This window comes from Thermomonas sp. (genome assembly GCF_047606765.1).
Lineage (GTDB): Bacteria > Pseudomonadota > Gammaproteobacteria > Xanthomonadales > Xanthomonadaceae > Thermomonas.
In genome coordinates, this window is the sequence record NZ_JASGED010000129.1 from 1 (window position 1) to 13,326 (window position 13,326).

Consider the following 13,326-nt stretch of genomic DNA (forward strand, 5'->3'; position numbering starts at 1 on the left):
CGTCATTCCGGCGAAAGCCGGAATCTAGCTCTTTGGTAAGTCATTGAAAAAGCTGGATCCCGGCTTTCGCCGGGATGACGTTTCGGGAGTTGTTCAGAGCTTCCCTAAGCGGCGAACACGATTCCGGAAAGCCGCGGTCGCGTCATCACACCATCAATCCACCCGGCGAATGCTCGCGCCCAGCGCCGACAGCTTGGCCTCGATGTTCTCGTAGCCGCGATCCAGATGGTAGATGCGGTCGATGACGGTTTCGCCTTCGGCCACCAGGCCGGCAAGGATCAGCGATGCCGACGCACGCAGGTCGGTCGCCATCACCGGCGCGCCGCTGAGGGTTTCAACGCCGCGCACCACGGCGGTATGCCCATCGACGCGAATGTCCGCGCCAAGGCGCAGCAGTTCGTTGACGTGCATGAAGCGGTTTTCGAAGATCGTCTCGTTGATGACGCCCACGCCGCCCGCGATGCAGTCCAGCGCCATGAACTGCGCCTGCATGTCGGTGGGAAATGCCGGATGCGGCGCGGTGGTGATGTTGACCGCATGCGGCCGCTTGCCCTGCATGTCCAGCGTGATGCGGTCACCCTCGATGCCGATCTCCGCGCCGGCCTCACGCAGCTTGTCCAGCACCGCGTCCATCGTGTCCGGGCGCGCATGGGTGGCGGTGATGCGCCCGCCGGTCATCGCTGCCGCGACCAGGAAGGTGCCGCATTCGATGCGGTCGGCCACCACGGCATGCGCGCAGCCCGACAGTTTTTCCACGCCCTCGATCGTGATCCGGGGCGTGCCCGCACCTTCGATCCGCGCGCCCATTGCGATCAGGCATTCGGCCAGATCCACGATTTCCGGCTCCATCGCCGCGTTTTCCAGCACCGTGGTGCCTTCGGCCAGCGCCGCCGCCATCAGCACGTTCTCGGTGGCACCCACGCTGACCATTTCGAAGACATGCCGAGCGCCCTTCAACCGGCCATTGCTGCGCGCCTTGATGAAGCCGTGCTCGACCACGATGTCGGCACCCAGCGCCTGCAGGCCCTTGATGTGCAAGTCAACGGGGCGCGAGCCGATGGCGCAGCCGCCGGGCAGCGAGACTTCGGCATCACCGAACTTCGCCAGCAGCGGCCCCAGCACCAGCACCGAGGCGCGCATGGTCTTGACCAGCTCGTAGGGCGCAACGTGGCTGTTCACGCTGCGCGGGTCAACGGTCATCGCGTCGCCCTCGTGTACCACGCCCGCGCCCAGGCCGGCCAGCAGCTTGGCCGTGGTCAGCACGTCGTGCAGGCGCGGGACGTTGGTGACGCGCACCGGCGCATCGGCCAGCAAGGTGGCGCACAGGATCGGCAGCACCGCGTTCTTGGCACCGGAGATGCGGACTTCGCCGTTGAGGCGGGCGCCGCCGGTGACGATGATCTTCTGCATCAGGCAGCCGCCTCCACGGGCGTCAAGGTCTTGAGTTGCAGGGCATGGATCGCGCCGCCCATCAACTCGCCCAGCGTGGCATAGACCATGCGGTGGCGAGCCAGCGGCAGCTTGCCGGTGAAGGCCTCGCAGACCACGGTGGCCTCGAAATGCACGCCGTCCTCGCCCTGTACCTCGGCACGTGCGCCGGGCAGGCCGGCTTCGATCAACTGGCGGATGGTGTCGGCGTTCATGGCGTGGCAGGTGGGCTCAAGTAAACTGAACGACCCAGTCTAGCGGAATCCCCAGTGACCCAAGCCGCGCCAGCCCGTGATTTCGATTTCGCCGCCAGCGCACGGCGTGCGTTCGCGATCGAGCGCGACGGCCTTGCCGCCGTGGCCGCGCGCATCGGCGGTGCGTTCGATGCCGCCTGCGCCGCGATGCTGGCCTGCCGTGGCCGGGTGGCCTGCACCGGCATGGGCAAGTCCGGGCATATCGCGCGCAAGATCGCCGCGACGCTTGCATCGACCGGCACGCCGGCCTTCTACGTGCATCCGGGCGAGGCCGCGCACGGCGACCTGGGCATGGTGACCGACGCCGACGTGGTGCTGGCGCTGTCCTATTCCGGCGAGAGCGACGAACTCCTGCTGCTGCTGCCGGCGCTGAAGCGGCAGGGCAACATCGTGGTCGCGATGACCGGGCGCGAGGCGTCCACGCTGGCACGCGAGGCCGACATCCACCTCGACGTCAGCGTGCCCGCCGAAGCCTGCCCGCTGGCGCTGGCCCCGACCGCCAGCACCACCGCCTCGCTGGCGATGGGCGACGCTCTGGCCGTGGCCCTGCTGGAAGCACGCGGCTTCACCGCCGATGACTTCGCCCGCTCGCACCCGGCGGGTGCGCTCGGTCGCCGCCTGCTGCTGCACATCACCGACGTGATGCACGCAGGCGATGAAGTCCCGAAGGTCGGCCCTGACGCCAGCATCAGCGAAGCGCTGGTGGAAATGAGCCGCAAGCGGCTGGGCATGACCGCCGTGGTCGATGCCGATGACCGCCTGCTGGGCCTGTACACCGACGGCGACCTGCGCCGCAGCCTGGATGATGAAGACGTGGACCTGCGCGGCACCCGGATAGCGACCGTGATGACGAAATCACCGCGCACCATCGGTGCCGATGCGCTGGCAGTGGAAGCCGCGCAACTGATGGAAGCGCACAAGATCAACGCATTGCTGGTGATCGATGGCGACCGCCGCGTGGTGGGCGCGCTCAACATCCACGACCTGCTGCGCGCGCGGGTGGTGTGATGACGATGCCCAACTACCCCGCCGATGTCCTTGAACGCGCCGCGAAGATCCGTCTGATCGGCTTCGACGTGGATGGCACGCTCACCGATGGTCGCCTGCACTATGCCGTCGGCGTCAGCGACGCCAAGAGCTTCTGCGTGCAGGACGGCATGGGCATCACCCTGCTGCGCCATGCCGGCATCGAAACCGCACTGGTCACCGCGCGGCAAAGCCCACTGGTCGCCGCGCGCGGCAGTGAGCTGAAGATCAACCACCTGCACATCGGCGAACGCGCCAAGCTGGCCTGCATGCAGCGCATCGCCGCAGGCATGGGCATCGGCATGGACGAAGTGGCCTTCATGGGCGATGACCTGCCCGATCTCGCCACCCTGCGCGCTGTGGGGCTTGCCATCGTCCCCGCCAACGCCCACCACTGGGTGCTGCCCGCTGCGCACTGGGTCACCCCGCGCAACGGCGGCGAAGGCGCGGCGCGTGATGCCTGCGACCTGCTGCTGCATGCGCAGGGCCGCGTGCAGGCCATCCTGGAACATGGGGAGCATCCCTAGATGATGGGCCTGCCCCCACGCTGGCGCGCCGGCTTGAGCGTGGCACTGCTGCTGGCCGCCATCGCCAGCGGCTGGTCGATCTGGCGGCAGTCGCGCCCGGCGGACGATGGCGTGCTGGCGACCCGACCGGACTATGTGCTGCGCGAGTTCGAAATCACCTCGCTGGACAAGCAGGGCAAGGAGTCGTTCACCCTGCGCGGCCCGGAAGTGCATCGCAACCCGGCGGACAAGACCATGGAAATGGCGACGCCGCTGTTCCTGGTGCCGGATCGCGGCGGGCGTTACTGGCAGGTACGCGCGCAGCACGGCATCGTGCCGGCGGATGGTGGCCAGTTGCACCTGCGCGGGCAGGTGCGCGCCGACAGCCCACCCAACGCGCCGCCAGCCACCCGCATCGAAACCGGGCAGCTGACCCTGCATCTTGCGCAGCACCGCGCCACCACGCCCGCCAAAGTGACCGTCACCCGCCCCGGACTTACAATGCAGGGCATCGGCATGCAGGCGGATTTCGACAGCCAGCAGGTCTCCCTCCTCTCGCAGGTACGCACCCGTTATGTCCCGCAGCATTAAACCCGCAGTCGCCGCGCTGGCCATTGCCGCAATCGCCGCCAGCGGTGCCGCTTCCGCGCGCCAATCCGACCGCGGCAAGCCGATGGACATCGAATCCGCCAGCGGCGTCTGCGGCGCGGGCGACAACGCCACCTGCACCTTCACCGGCAAGGTGACGATCACCCAGGGCACGCTGAGAATCGTGGCAGACAAGGCGGTGGTCACCCAGTCTGGCGGCAATCCCAGGCAGGCCCGCTTCAGCGGCGGCGTGACCTTGTTCCAGCAGATGGACGATGGCACCAACCTGGACGCGAAGGCCTCCAACATCGACTACGACCTGAAGACCGAAGTGGTGACCTTCACTGGCAACGTGACCATCACCCAGCAGCGCGGCACCCTCAACGGCGAGCGCGTGGTCTATGACATGAAGACCGGCCAGGTCGAAAGCGGCGGCGGCAACAATGGCCGGGTGAAGATGCGCATCCTGCCCAAGGGCGCGCAAGCGCAGGGCAACGGCTGATGCTCACCGCCGAAGGGCTGCGCAAGCGCTACCGCTCGCGTGAGGTCGTGCGCGACTTCGGGCTGTCGCTGAAGGCTGGTGAAGTGGTCGGCCTGCTTGGCCCCAACGGTGCCGGCAAGACCACCTGCTTCTACATGATCGTGGGGCTGGTGCCTGCGGATGCGGGCCGCATCCTGCTGGACGGCACCGACATCACCGACCAGCCGATGTATGCGCGCGCCAAGCTCGGTGTCGGCTACCTGCCGCAGGAGCCGTCGGTGTTCCGCAAGCTCAGCGTGGCCGACAACATCCGGCTGGTGCTGGAATTGCGCGCCGATCTGGACGAGGAAGGCCGCGAACGCGAACTGTCCGCCCTGCTCGACGAATTGCAGATCAACCACGTGGCCGACCAGCACGGTGCCAGCCTGTCCGGCGGCGAACGCCGGCGCGTGGAAATCGCCCGCGCGCTGGCCGGCAAACCGCGCCTGATCCTGCTGGACGAGCCCTTTGCCGGCGTGGACCCCATTTCGGTCAACGAAATCCAGCGCATCGTCCGCCACCTCAAGGATCGCGGCATCGGCGTACTCATCACCGACCACAACGTGCGCGAAACACTCGGCATCTGCGACCGCGCCTGCATCCTGGCCGAAGGCGCAGTGCTGGCGCAGGGCACGCCGGCGGAACTGCTGGACAACCCCGACGTGCGCCGGGTCTATCTGGGCGACGATTTCCGCCTGTGACGCCACGCACACGGCGGCATCCGCCACAGACGCAATTCCAACGCCGCACCGGCTATGCTGGCAGCCGATGAAGCCGCGCCTCTCCCCCGCGCAGCAACAGCAACTTGTCCTGACGCCACAACTGCGCCAGGCCATCCGCCTGTTGCAGCTATCCACCGCTGAACTTGAGCTGGAAGTCGCCGAAGCAGTGGCGACCAATCCCTTGCTGGACTGGGCCGAAGACGCGCCCGACGCCGGCCACGACAGTCACGCCAGCGCGGAATCCGCACCCGAAGCGGAAGCCCCGATGGAAGTCGCGCACGACACACACGACGCGGATGACCACTGGGACCGCGAAGCCGAACCGTGGCAGGAACGCATCGGCCCATCCGGTGGCGATGGCGATGACGAGATCGAGCAACCCGCCGCCGAGGAAACCCTGCAGGATCACCTGCTGTGGCAGTTGCATCTGGGCCACTTCAGCGAGCGCGACGCACGCATCGGCGTGTCCCTGATCGACGCCATCGACGACGACGGCTACCTGCGCGAAGACCTCGGCGCATTGACCGAAAGCCTGCGCCCGCTGGTGGATGCGCCACCGGAGGAAGTGCTGCAGGTGCTGCATCGCATCCAGCAATTCGATCCGGTCGGCGTGGGCGCGCGTGACCTTGGCGAATGCCTGACCCTGCAACTGCGCGCACTGTCCGAAGACACACCGGGCCGTGACACTGCGATTGCCATTGCCGCCGGCCCGCTGCAGCGGCTACCCAAGCTCGGCATTGATGGGGTATGCGCGGAAATCCGCTGCGGCCGCGATCAGGCGGAGACCGCCGTGCAACTGCTGCGCACGCTGGACCCGCGCCCCGGCTCGCGCCACGGCGCGCTGCCGGCGGGCAGTTACATCACCCCGGACTGCGTGATCTGGCGGCAGAACGGCCTGTGGCGGGTCGCGCTGGCCGCAGGCGCGATGCCGCGCGTTTCGATCCAGCGCGATTACCAGCGCATGATCCGCCACGCCAGCAGCAACGATGCCGACTACCTGCGCGGTCGCCTGCAGGAAGCGCGCTGGCTGCTGAAAGGCCTGGAATCGCGCGCCGACACCCTGCTGCGGGTGGTGCGCTGCCTGGTGCGCGAACAGGCCGCGTTCCTGGAGTTCGGCGCGCAGGCGCTGCATCCGCTGACCCTGCGCAACGTGGCCGAGCAACTTGAGTTGCACGAATCCACCGTGTCCCGCGCCATCGCCCGCAAATACGTGCGTACGCCGCGCGGCACGATTGCACTGCGCGACTTCTTCGCTTCCGGCATCGAGACCGAAGGCGGCGGCAGCGCGTCCAGCACCGCCATCCAGGACATGATCCGCAAATTGGTGGAAGCCGAAAACCCGCGCAAGCCCTTGTCGGATGCGCGGCTGGCCGATACGTTGAAGGCAGAAGGCGTGCCGGTGGCACGGCGCACGGTGGCGAAATACCGCGAGGCCATGCAGATCCCGGCATCGCATGAGCGCGTGCGCATCGGCTGACGATGCGTACACAACCGCTGCAGGCAAGGTGCCTGCAGCCCACAGTCGAAGGAGGTCCAGATGCAGATCGAAACCCACGGCCATCAGATCGAAGTCACCCCGGCATTGCGGGAGTACGTGGAAAACCGGTTCGAGCGCCTTGGCCGACACTTCGAGCATCCCTGCCAGATCCGCGTGCAGCTTGGGCTGGACAAGCCCGACCACAAGGCCGAGGCCACGGTGAACCTGTCCGGCAAGAGCTTGCATGCCGATGCCACCGGCGTGGACATGTACGCCGCCATCGACCTGTTGGCAGACAAGCTCGACCGCCTGCTGCTGAAGCACAAGGAAAAGATGGTGGACCACCATCGCGGCGAAGGCATCGCCCAGAACGGCGCGTTCAACTGAGCCGCAGGCAGATGGCACGCAACCGGCAAGCGCAGTGGGCGGCATGATGGACGCCGCCCGCATCACCGCACAGGAGCTGTTCGACAAGCAGCAGGAGCGGCTGGAGCTGCGCTGGGTGGCCGGCCAGCGCGAAGGCGGCAAGCGCGTGCTGGAAGCGGTGGAAACCGTGGCCCGCCGGCCTTCGCTGGCGGGCTATCTCAATGCCATCTATCCCAACCGCGTGCAGATCCTCGGCTCCGAGGAACTGACCTGGCTGGACGGGCTGGACGCGCGGCAACGCTGGGAAACCATCCAGAAGATCATCGACTACCGCCCGCTGGCGCTGGTCATCAGCAAGAACCAGCCCTGCCCCGAAGACCTGCGCCAGGCAGCGGAAGAATCCGACACGCCGCTGTGGGTGTCGCCACGGCGCGGGCATGAACTGCTCAATCATCTGCAATACATCCTGGCGCGCACACTGGCACCGCGCATTACCCTGCACGGCGTGTTCATGGAGATCTATTCGATCGGCGTGCTGATTACCGGAGAATCCGGTTCCGGCAAGAGTGAACTGGCGCTGGAACTGGTGACGCGCGGCCACCGGCTGGTCGCCGACGACGCGCCGGAGTTCACCCAGATCGCGCCCGACGTGCTCGACGGCACCTGCCCGGAACTGCTGCAGGACATGCTGGAACTGCGCGGGCTGGGCGTGCTCAACATCCGCCAGATGTTCGGCGACACCGCGATCAAGCGGAACAAGTACCTGCGCATGATCGTCCACCTGAGCAAGCCTTCGTCCGATCCCACGCCGCTGGGCATCGAACGGCTGACCGGCGACCTTGGCACGCGCCGGGTGCTGGACCTGGACGTGCCGATGATTACCGTGCCGGTGATGGCAGGCCGCAACCTGGCGGTGCTGACCGAAGCCGCCACCCGCATGCACATCCTGCGCAGCAAGGGCATCGACCCGGCGACCGCCTTCATGGCCCGCCACAGCCATTTCCTGGAGCGTTCGCAATGACCGCCACCACGCCGCCGCTGGTCATCGTCAGCGGCATGTCCGGCTCCGGCAAGTCGATGGCCCTGCACACGCTGGAAGACCTTGGCTACTACTGCGTGGACAACCTGCCGGCGGAAATGCTGCCGGCGTTCATCCGCCACGTGCTGTCCGCGCCGGTGCCGCCGGAAAAGATCGCCGTGGGCATCGACGCGCGCAGCCCGGGCGACCTGGCCGACGTGCCGCAGGTGCTGTCGCAGATCGGCGCACTGGGGCTGGACCCGAAGGTGCTGTTCCTCGAAGCCGCCGACGACATCCTCGTCCGCCGCTATGCCGATACCCGCCGCCGGCATCCGCTCAGCCACCTCGGGCTTGCGCTGGCCGATGCGATCTCGCTGGAGCGGCAGGCGCTCAAGCCGCTGCGGCAGATCGCCGACAACCTGCTGGACACCAGCGACCTCAACGTCCACCAGATGCGCCGCCGGGTGCTGACCGAGTTCGGCCTGAGTGGCGCCGGCCTGTCGCTGCTGTTTGAATCATTTGCCTACCGGCGCGGCGTGCCGGTGGATGCCGACTTCGTGTTCGATGCACGGGTGCTGCCCAACCCGCACTGGGATCCGCGCCTGCGCCCGCTGTCCGGGCGCGACCCGGAGGTGCGCGAACACCTGCAGGCACAGCCCGAGGTCGCCACCTACGTCGCCCAGGTCGAAGGCTTCCTCGACGCATGGCTGCCCAAGCTGCGTTCGGAAACCCGCAGCTACGCCACCGTCGCCTTCGGCTGTACCGGCGGGCGTCACCGCTCGGTCTATCTGGCCGAACGCCTCGCCCAGCACTTCCGCAACCACGACTGGCCGGAAGTCGCGGTCTATCACCGCGAGCTGGATTAAGAGCCCCCTCACCCGCCTTCGGCACCCTCTCCCCGCTACGCGGGGCGAGGGAAAAACCCCGCTCCTCGAAAACTGCCTCTCCTTCTCCCCGCTACGCGGGGCGAGGGAAAAACCCCGCTCCTCGAAAACTGCCTCTCCTTCTCCCCGCTACGCGGGGCGAGGGAAAAACCCCCACTCCTCGAAAACTGCCTCTCCTTCTCCCCGTTCACGGGGAGAAGGTGCCGAAGGCGGATGAGGGGCGCTTTCGCACTGTCATGGCTGTCTGCTAACTTGCGGGCATGTCCGTCGGCATCCTGCTCATCACCCATGAAGGCATCGGTCGCGCCCTGCTGGGCGTGACCGAGCGCCTGCTGCGCAACCTGCCGCTGGCCTGCGAGGCGTTCGAAGTGCCGTTCGATGGCGACCCGGATGCCCTGCTGCCACAGGCCAGCGCCGCGCTGCGCCGGGTCGATGGCGGGCAGGGCGTGCTGGTGCTGACCGATCTGTATGGCGCAACACCCAGCAACATCGCCGCTCGGCTGGCGCAACTCGGCACGCCGGTACGCCGCGTCTCTGCGCTGAGTTTGCCGATGCTGCTGCGGGTGATGAACTACGCCGAACTGGAACTGGATGAACTGCCGGCGGTGGCCGCCGCCGGTTCGCGCAACGGGGTGATCCATGACGACGCCTGAGCCACGCCACGGAGCCACTGCATGATCCGCCGCGAACTGACCATCACCAATCGCCTCGGCCTGCATGCGCGCGCCACCGCCAAGCTGGTGCAACTGCTGTCCACCTTCCGCTGCCAGGCCACGCTGGAAGCACGCGGCCGCGAGGTGAATGCCAAGAGCATCATGGGCGTGATGCTGCTGGCCGCTGGCCCCGGCACCAGTATCGTGCTGCGCGTTGATGGCGAGGACGAACAGGCCGCAAGCGATGCCGTGGCCGCGCTGTTCGAGCGCCGCTTCGACGAGGACAGCTGATGCGCCAGCTTCTGTCCGGCAATGCCGCTGCGCGCGGCAGCGCGCTTGGACGGGCTCGCGTGCGCCTGCCGCACGCGCTGGATGTCGAAGAATCGCGGATCACGCCGGAGGAAGTCGAAACCGAACTGGCGCGCATCCATGCCGCCGTGGATGTGGTGCGCGAGGAAATGCACGCCCTGCGCGACCGCCTGCACGGCGCGCTGGCGCACGAGGTCGGCGAGTTCCTCGACCTGCACGCGCTGCTGCTGGACGACCCGGAACTGCTGCACGGCATCGACGAACTGATCCGCACCGGCCTGTACAGCGCCGACTACGCCCTGCGCCTGCAACGCGACCGCATCGCCTCGGTGTTCGAAGGCATGGACGATGCCTACCTGCGCAGCCGCATCGACGACATCGACCAGGTGATCGGTCGCCTGCATGCGGCCCTGCACCGCCGCGAGGCCGATCTGCAGGGCGTGGCTGGCGAGATCCTCGTCACCGACAGCGTGGCCCCCGCCGAGCTCGCGCAGTTGCAGCAGCAGGGCGTGGTCGGCGTCGTCACTGCCAGCGGCAGCCCGCTTTCGCACAGCGCCATCCTTGCGCGCAGCCTGCACCTGCCGTTGGTGGTTGGCGCGGTGCAGGCACTGCAGAAGGTCAACGACGGCGACGTGCTGGTGATCGACGGTGCCACCGGCCTGGTGGTGCTGGAACCGAACGCCGACGACCTGCGCGCGCACCACAAGCGTGTGGAGGAAGCCAAGCGCGAGCGCCGCCAGCTCAACCGCCTGCGCCGCGAACCCAGCCGCACGCTGGATGGCGCCGACATCAAGCTGTGGGCGAATGCCGAATCACGCGAGGACGTGACCGAAGCCCACGCTCTTGGCGCGGCGGGCGTGGGCCTGTATCGCACCGAGTTCCTGTTCCTTGGCAGCAGCGAATTGCCCGACGAGGACACCCAGTTCCGCGCCTACCGCGATGCAGTGATCGCGATGACCGGGCGCACCGTCACCTTCCGCACCCTTGATCTTGGCGCGGACAAGGCCGACAAGACCGGGCTTGCCCTGCGCGATGAACCCAACCCCGCGCTCGGCCTGCGCGGCGTGCGCCTGTCGCTGGCCCGCGCAGGCCTGCTGCACACGCAGCTACGCGCCATCGCCCGTGCCTCCGGCTACGGCCCGGTACGCGCACTGGTGCCGATGGTCAGCGGCGGCGAGGAACTGCGCGCCGTGCGCAGCGTGCTGGACGCGGTGCTGCGGGAACTGCGCGCGGAAGGCTTCGAAGTGGCCGACCGCATTCCGCTGGGCACGATGATCGAAGTGCCTTCGGCGGCGCTGTCCCTGCCCGGCTTCATCGGTGATTGCGAATTCCTTTCCATCGGCACCAATGATCTGGTGCAGTACCTGCTGGCCGCCGACCGCACCAACGAGGCATTGGGCGAGTTGTACAGCCCGCTGCATCCGGCAGTGCTGCGGCTGCTGCGCGACATCGCCCGCATCGCCGCGCGGCATGGTCGCCCGCTGGCGGTGTGTGGCGAAATCGCGGGCGATCCGGTGTTCGTGCCGATGCTGCTGGCGCTCGGCATCGGCGAACTCAGCCTGCACCCTGGCACCATGCTGGAAGTGCGCCGCGCGATCCGCAACAGCGACCTGTCCGTACTGCGCGCCGCCGCACCCGCCCTGCTGCGCGCACGCGACCGCGCCGGCATCCAGCGCTGGATGCAAGCGCACGCGCCGGCCTAGGCAAGGTGTCCGCAGTCGTTGTGCCGAGCAAGCTCGGTATCTACATCCGCATTCCCGCGCATGACCATCGCGTGCAAGCCGTCAAGACAACCTCCCCGTAGATGCGGAGCTTGCTCCGCATTCCCGCGACACGCCTTCGCTCGTCATTCCCGCTTTCGCGGGAATGACGGCATCGAAATGGTTGCGCGCGCGCCGGGGTGGGCAAGCCCCGCGCGCTGGGCGATAATGCCCGCATCATGAACACTCGATAGCGCCGCACCTGCAAGGTGCGGCACAGCCCCCAACCTTGCAGTCGCGCCGCCCGGCACGACGTTCCCACGGAAGCGTGCCATGGCCAACGCCATCCGCCACCACAGCCTGCTTGCAAGCACGGCACCATCCATGCGGGGTGCCCATGCAGGCCGGTTCTGAAACCGCACGCCAGTTGCGCCTGCTCAGCGACGCGCTGGACAGCGGTCGCCTTGGCCCGGTGCGGCGTCTGGTCAACACGCTATCACCTGCGGAGATCGGCAACCTGCTGGAATCGCTGCCGCCCGGCAAGCGCAGCGTGGTCTGGGGGCTGGTCGATCCCGAAGACGATGGCGAAGTGCTGGTGCATGTCGGTGACGAGGTGCGCGAAAGCCTGATCGCGGACATGGACCAGGACGAACTGGTCGCCGCGGCTTCGGACCTCGACATCGACGACCTGGCCGATCTGGTCGAAGACCTGCCGGACACGGTGATCGACGAAGTCCTGAAGTCGATGGACCGCGAGAACCGCGAGCGGCTGGAGCAGGTGCTGTCGTATGACGAGGACACCGCCGGCCGCCTGATGAACCCGGACGTGGTCACGGTGCGCGCCGACACCACCATCGACGTGGTGCTGCGCTACCTGCGCCTGCGCGGCGAACTGCCCGAACACACCGACCATCTGTACGTGGTCAGCAAGCGCCACCAGTATCTGGGCCGGATCGCGCTGCAGGCGCTGCTCACCCACGAGCCGGGTACACCGATCAACCAGTTGCTGGACGACGAGCAGCCGGCGATTGGCGTTGACGAGACTTCGGACGAAGTGGCACGCCAGTTCTCCGACCACGACTGGATCAGCGCGCCGGTGGTCGATGACAGCAACATCCTGCTGGGCCGCATCACCGTTGACGACGTGATCGACATCATCCGCGAGCAGGCCGAGCACCAAGCCTTGGGTGCTGCCGGTCTGGACGAGGAAGAAGACCTGTTCTCGCCGATCCGGCGCGCCGTGCGCGGTCGCGTGGTGTGGCTGGGCATCAACCTGTGTACCGCCTTCCTCGCCGCCGGTGTCATCAGCCAGTTCGATGCCACGCTGGAAAAAGTGGTGGCGCTGGCAATCCTGATGCCCATCGTCGCCGGCATCGGCGGCAATGCCGCCGTGCAGGTGCTGACCCTGATGGTGCGCGGTCTTGCGCTGGGTCAGGTCGGCCCCAGCAACGCCGGCATCCTGCTGTGGAAGGAACTGCGCGTGGCGCTGCTCAACGGCCTGCTGATCGGCGGGCTGGTCGGGCTGATTGCACTGGCATGGTTCCGCGACTGGCCGCTGTCACTGGTGATCGCCGCCGCACTAGTCATCAATTTCTGCTCGGCGGCACTGGCCGGCGTGCTGTTGCCGCTGCTGCTCAAGCGCATGCGCATCGATCCCGCAGTGGCCGGCACCGTGGTGGTCACCGCCGTCACCGACGTGATGGGCTTCTTCAGCTTCCTCGGACTGGCGACGGTTGTGTTGTTGCGTTAGGGAAGCTCTGAACAACTCCCGAAACGTCATCCCGGCGAAAGCCGGGATCCAGCTTTTTCAATGACTTACCAAAGAGCTAGATTCCGGCTTTCGCCGGAATGACGGCTTGTTCAGACCTTCCTTAG

15 protein-coding genes are annotated in these 13,326 nt (G+C 67.3%); 13 read left to right on the forward strand and 2 right to left on the reverse strand.

Annotated elements, in window-relative coordinates:
- Positions 1 to 153 precede the first annotated feature (153 nt).
- A complete protein-coding gene (gene murA / locus QM612_RS12025) occupies positions 154 to 1,410 on the reverse strand; it encodes a UDP-N-acetylglucosamine 1-carboxyvinyltransferase (protein WP_415254120.1) in 1,257 nt (418 codons plus the stop codon).
- Complete coding sequence (locus QM612_RS12030; protein ID WP_415254121.1) at positions 1,410 to 1,643, reverse strand: BolA family protein; 234 nt, start codon at positions 1,641 to 1,643, stop codon at positions 1,410 to 1,412. Before QM612_RS12030 ends, murA begins: the two co-directional genes overlap by 1 nt.
- Positions 1,644 to 1,697: 54 nt before the next feature.
- On the opposite strand from QM612_RS12030, the gene QM612_RS12035 reads away from it, so the two are divergent.
- From QM612_RS12035 to mgtE, 13 genes are all read left to right on the forward strand, one after another.
- Positions 1,698 to 2,690, forward strand: a complete 993-nt coding sequence (locus QM612_RS12035; RefSeq protein WP_415254122.1) for a KpsF/GutQ family sugar-phosphate isomerase — start codon at positions 1,698 to 1,700, stop codon at positions 2,688 to 2,690.
- A complete protein-coding gene (locus QM612_RS12040; RefSeq protein WP_415254123.1) occupies positions 2,690 to 3,235 on the forward strand; it encodes a KdsC family phosphatase in 546 nt (181 codons plus the stop codon). Before QM612_RS12035 ends, QM612_RS12040 begins: the two co-directional genes overlap by 1 nt.
- Entirely contained in the window at positions 3,236 to 3,805 is a 570-nt protein-coding gene (gene lptC, locus QM612_RS12045) for an LPS export ABC transporter periplasmic protein LptC (RefSeq protein ID WP_415254124.1), read from the forward strand.
- Positions 3,789 to 4,304 (forward strand): lipopolysaccharide transport periplasmic protein LptA, encoded by a 516-nt coding sequence (lptA, locus tag QM612_RS12050; protein WP_415254125.1) that lies wholly within the window; start codon positions 3,789 to 3,791, stop codon positions 4,302 to 4,304. Before lptC ends, lptA begins: the two co-directional genes overlap by 17 nt.
- Positions 4,304 to 5,023, forward strand: a complete 720-nt coding sequence (lptB, locus tag QM612_RS12055; protein ID WP_415254126.1) for an LPS export ABC transporter ATP-binding protein — start codon at positions 4,304 to 4,306, stop codon at positions 5,021 to 5,023. Before lptA ends, lptB begins: the two co-directional genes overlap by 1 nt.
- A gap of 67 nt (positions 5,024 to 5,090) precedes the next feature.
- Positions 5,091 to 6,521 carry an RNA polymerase factor sigma-54 gene (locus QM612_RS12060; RefSeq protein WP_415254127.1) on the forward strand — a complete coding sequence of 477 codons (1,431 nt, stop codon included), beginning with the start codon at positions 5,091 to 5,093 and terminating at the stop codon, positions 6,519 to 6,521.
- Positions 6,522 to 6,581: 60 nt separating this feature from the next.
- Positions 6,582 to 6,908, forward strand: a complete 327-nt coding sequence (hpf, locus tag QM612_RS12065) for a ribosome hibernation-promoting factor, HPF/YfiA family (protein WP_415254128.1) — start codon at positions 6,582 to 6,584, stop codon at positions 6,906 to 6,908.
- Between the two features lie 46 nt (positions 6,909 to 6,954).
- The gene (hprK, locus tag QM612_RS12070; RefSeq protein WP_415254134.1) at positions 6,955 to 7,908 is read left to right on the forward strand and encodes an HPr(Ser) kinase/phosphatase; all 954 of its coding nucleotides are present in this window, start codon (positions 6,955 to 6,957) and stop codon (positions 7,906 to 7,908) included.
- Entirely contained in the window at positions 7,905 to 8,771 is an 867-nt protein-coding gene (gene rapZ / locus QM612_RS12075) for an RNase adapter RapZ (protein ID WP_415254129.1), read from the forward strand. Before hprK ends, rapZ begins: the two co-directional genes overlap by 4 nt.
- A 278-nt stretch (positions 8,772 to 9,049) precedes the next feature.
- Positions 9,050 to 9,442, forward strand: a complete 393-nt coding sequence (locus tag QM612_RS12080) for a PTS sugar transporter subunit IIA (protein ID WP_415254130.1) — start codon at positions 9,050 to 9,052, stop codon at positions 9,440 to 9,442.
- A gap of 21 nt (positions 9,443 to 9,463) precedes the next feature.
- Entirely contained in the window at positions 9,464 to 9,733 is a 270-nt protein-coding gene (locus QM612_RS12085) for an HPr family phosphocarrier protein (RefSeq protein WP_415254131.1), read from the forward strand.
- Positions 9,733 to 11,454, forward strand: a complete 1,722-nt coding sequence (gene ptsP, locus QM612_RS12090; protein WP_415254132.1) for a phosphoenolpyruvate--protein phosphotransferase — start codon at positions 9,733 to 9,735, stop codon at positions 11,452 to 11,454. The genes QM612_RS12085 and ptsP overlap by 1 nt, the downstream gene beginning before the upstream one ends.
- A 394-nt stretch (positions 11,455 to 11,848) precedes the next feature.
- Positions 11,849 to 13,201: a magnesium transporter gene (gene mgtE / locus QM612_RS12095; protein WP_415254133.1), complete on the forward strand. Its 1,353-nt coding sequence runs from the start codon at positions 11,849 to 11,851 to the stop codon at positions 13,199 to 13,201.
- Positions 13,202 to 13,326 lie beyond the last annotated feature (125 nt).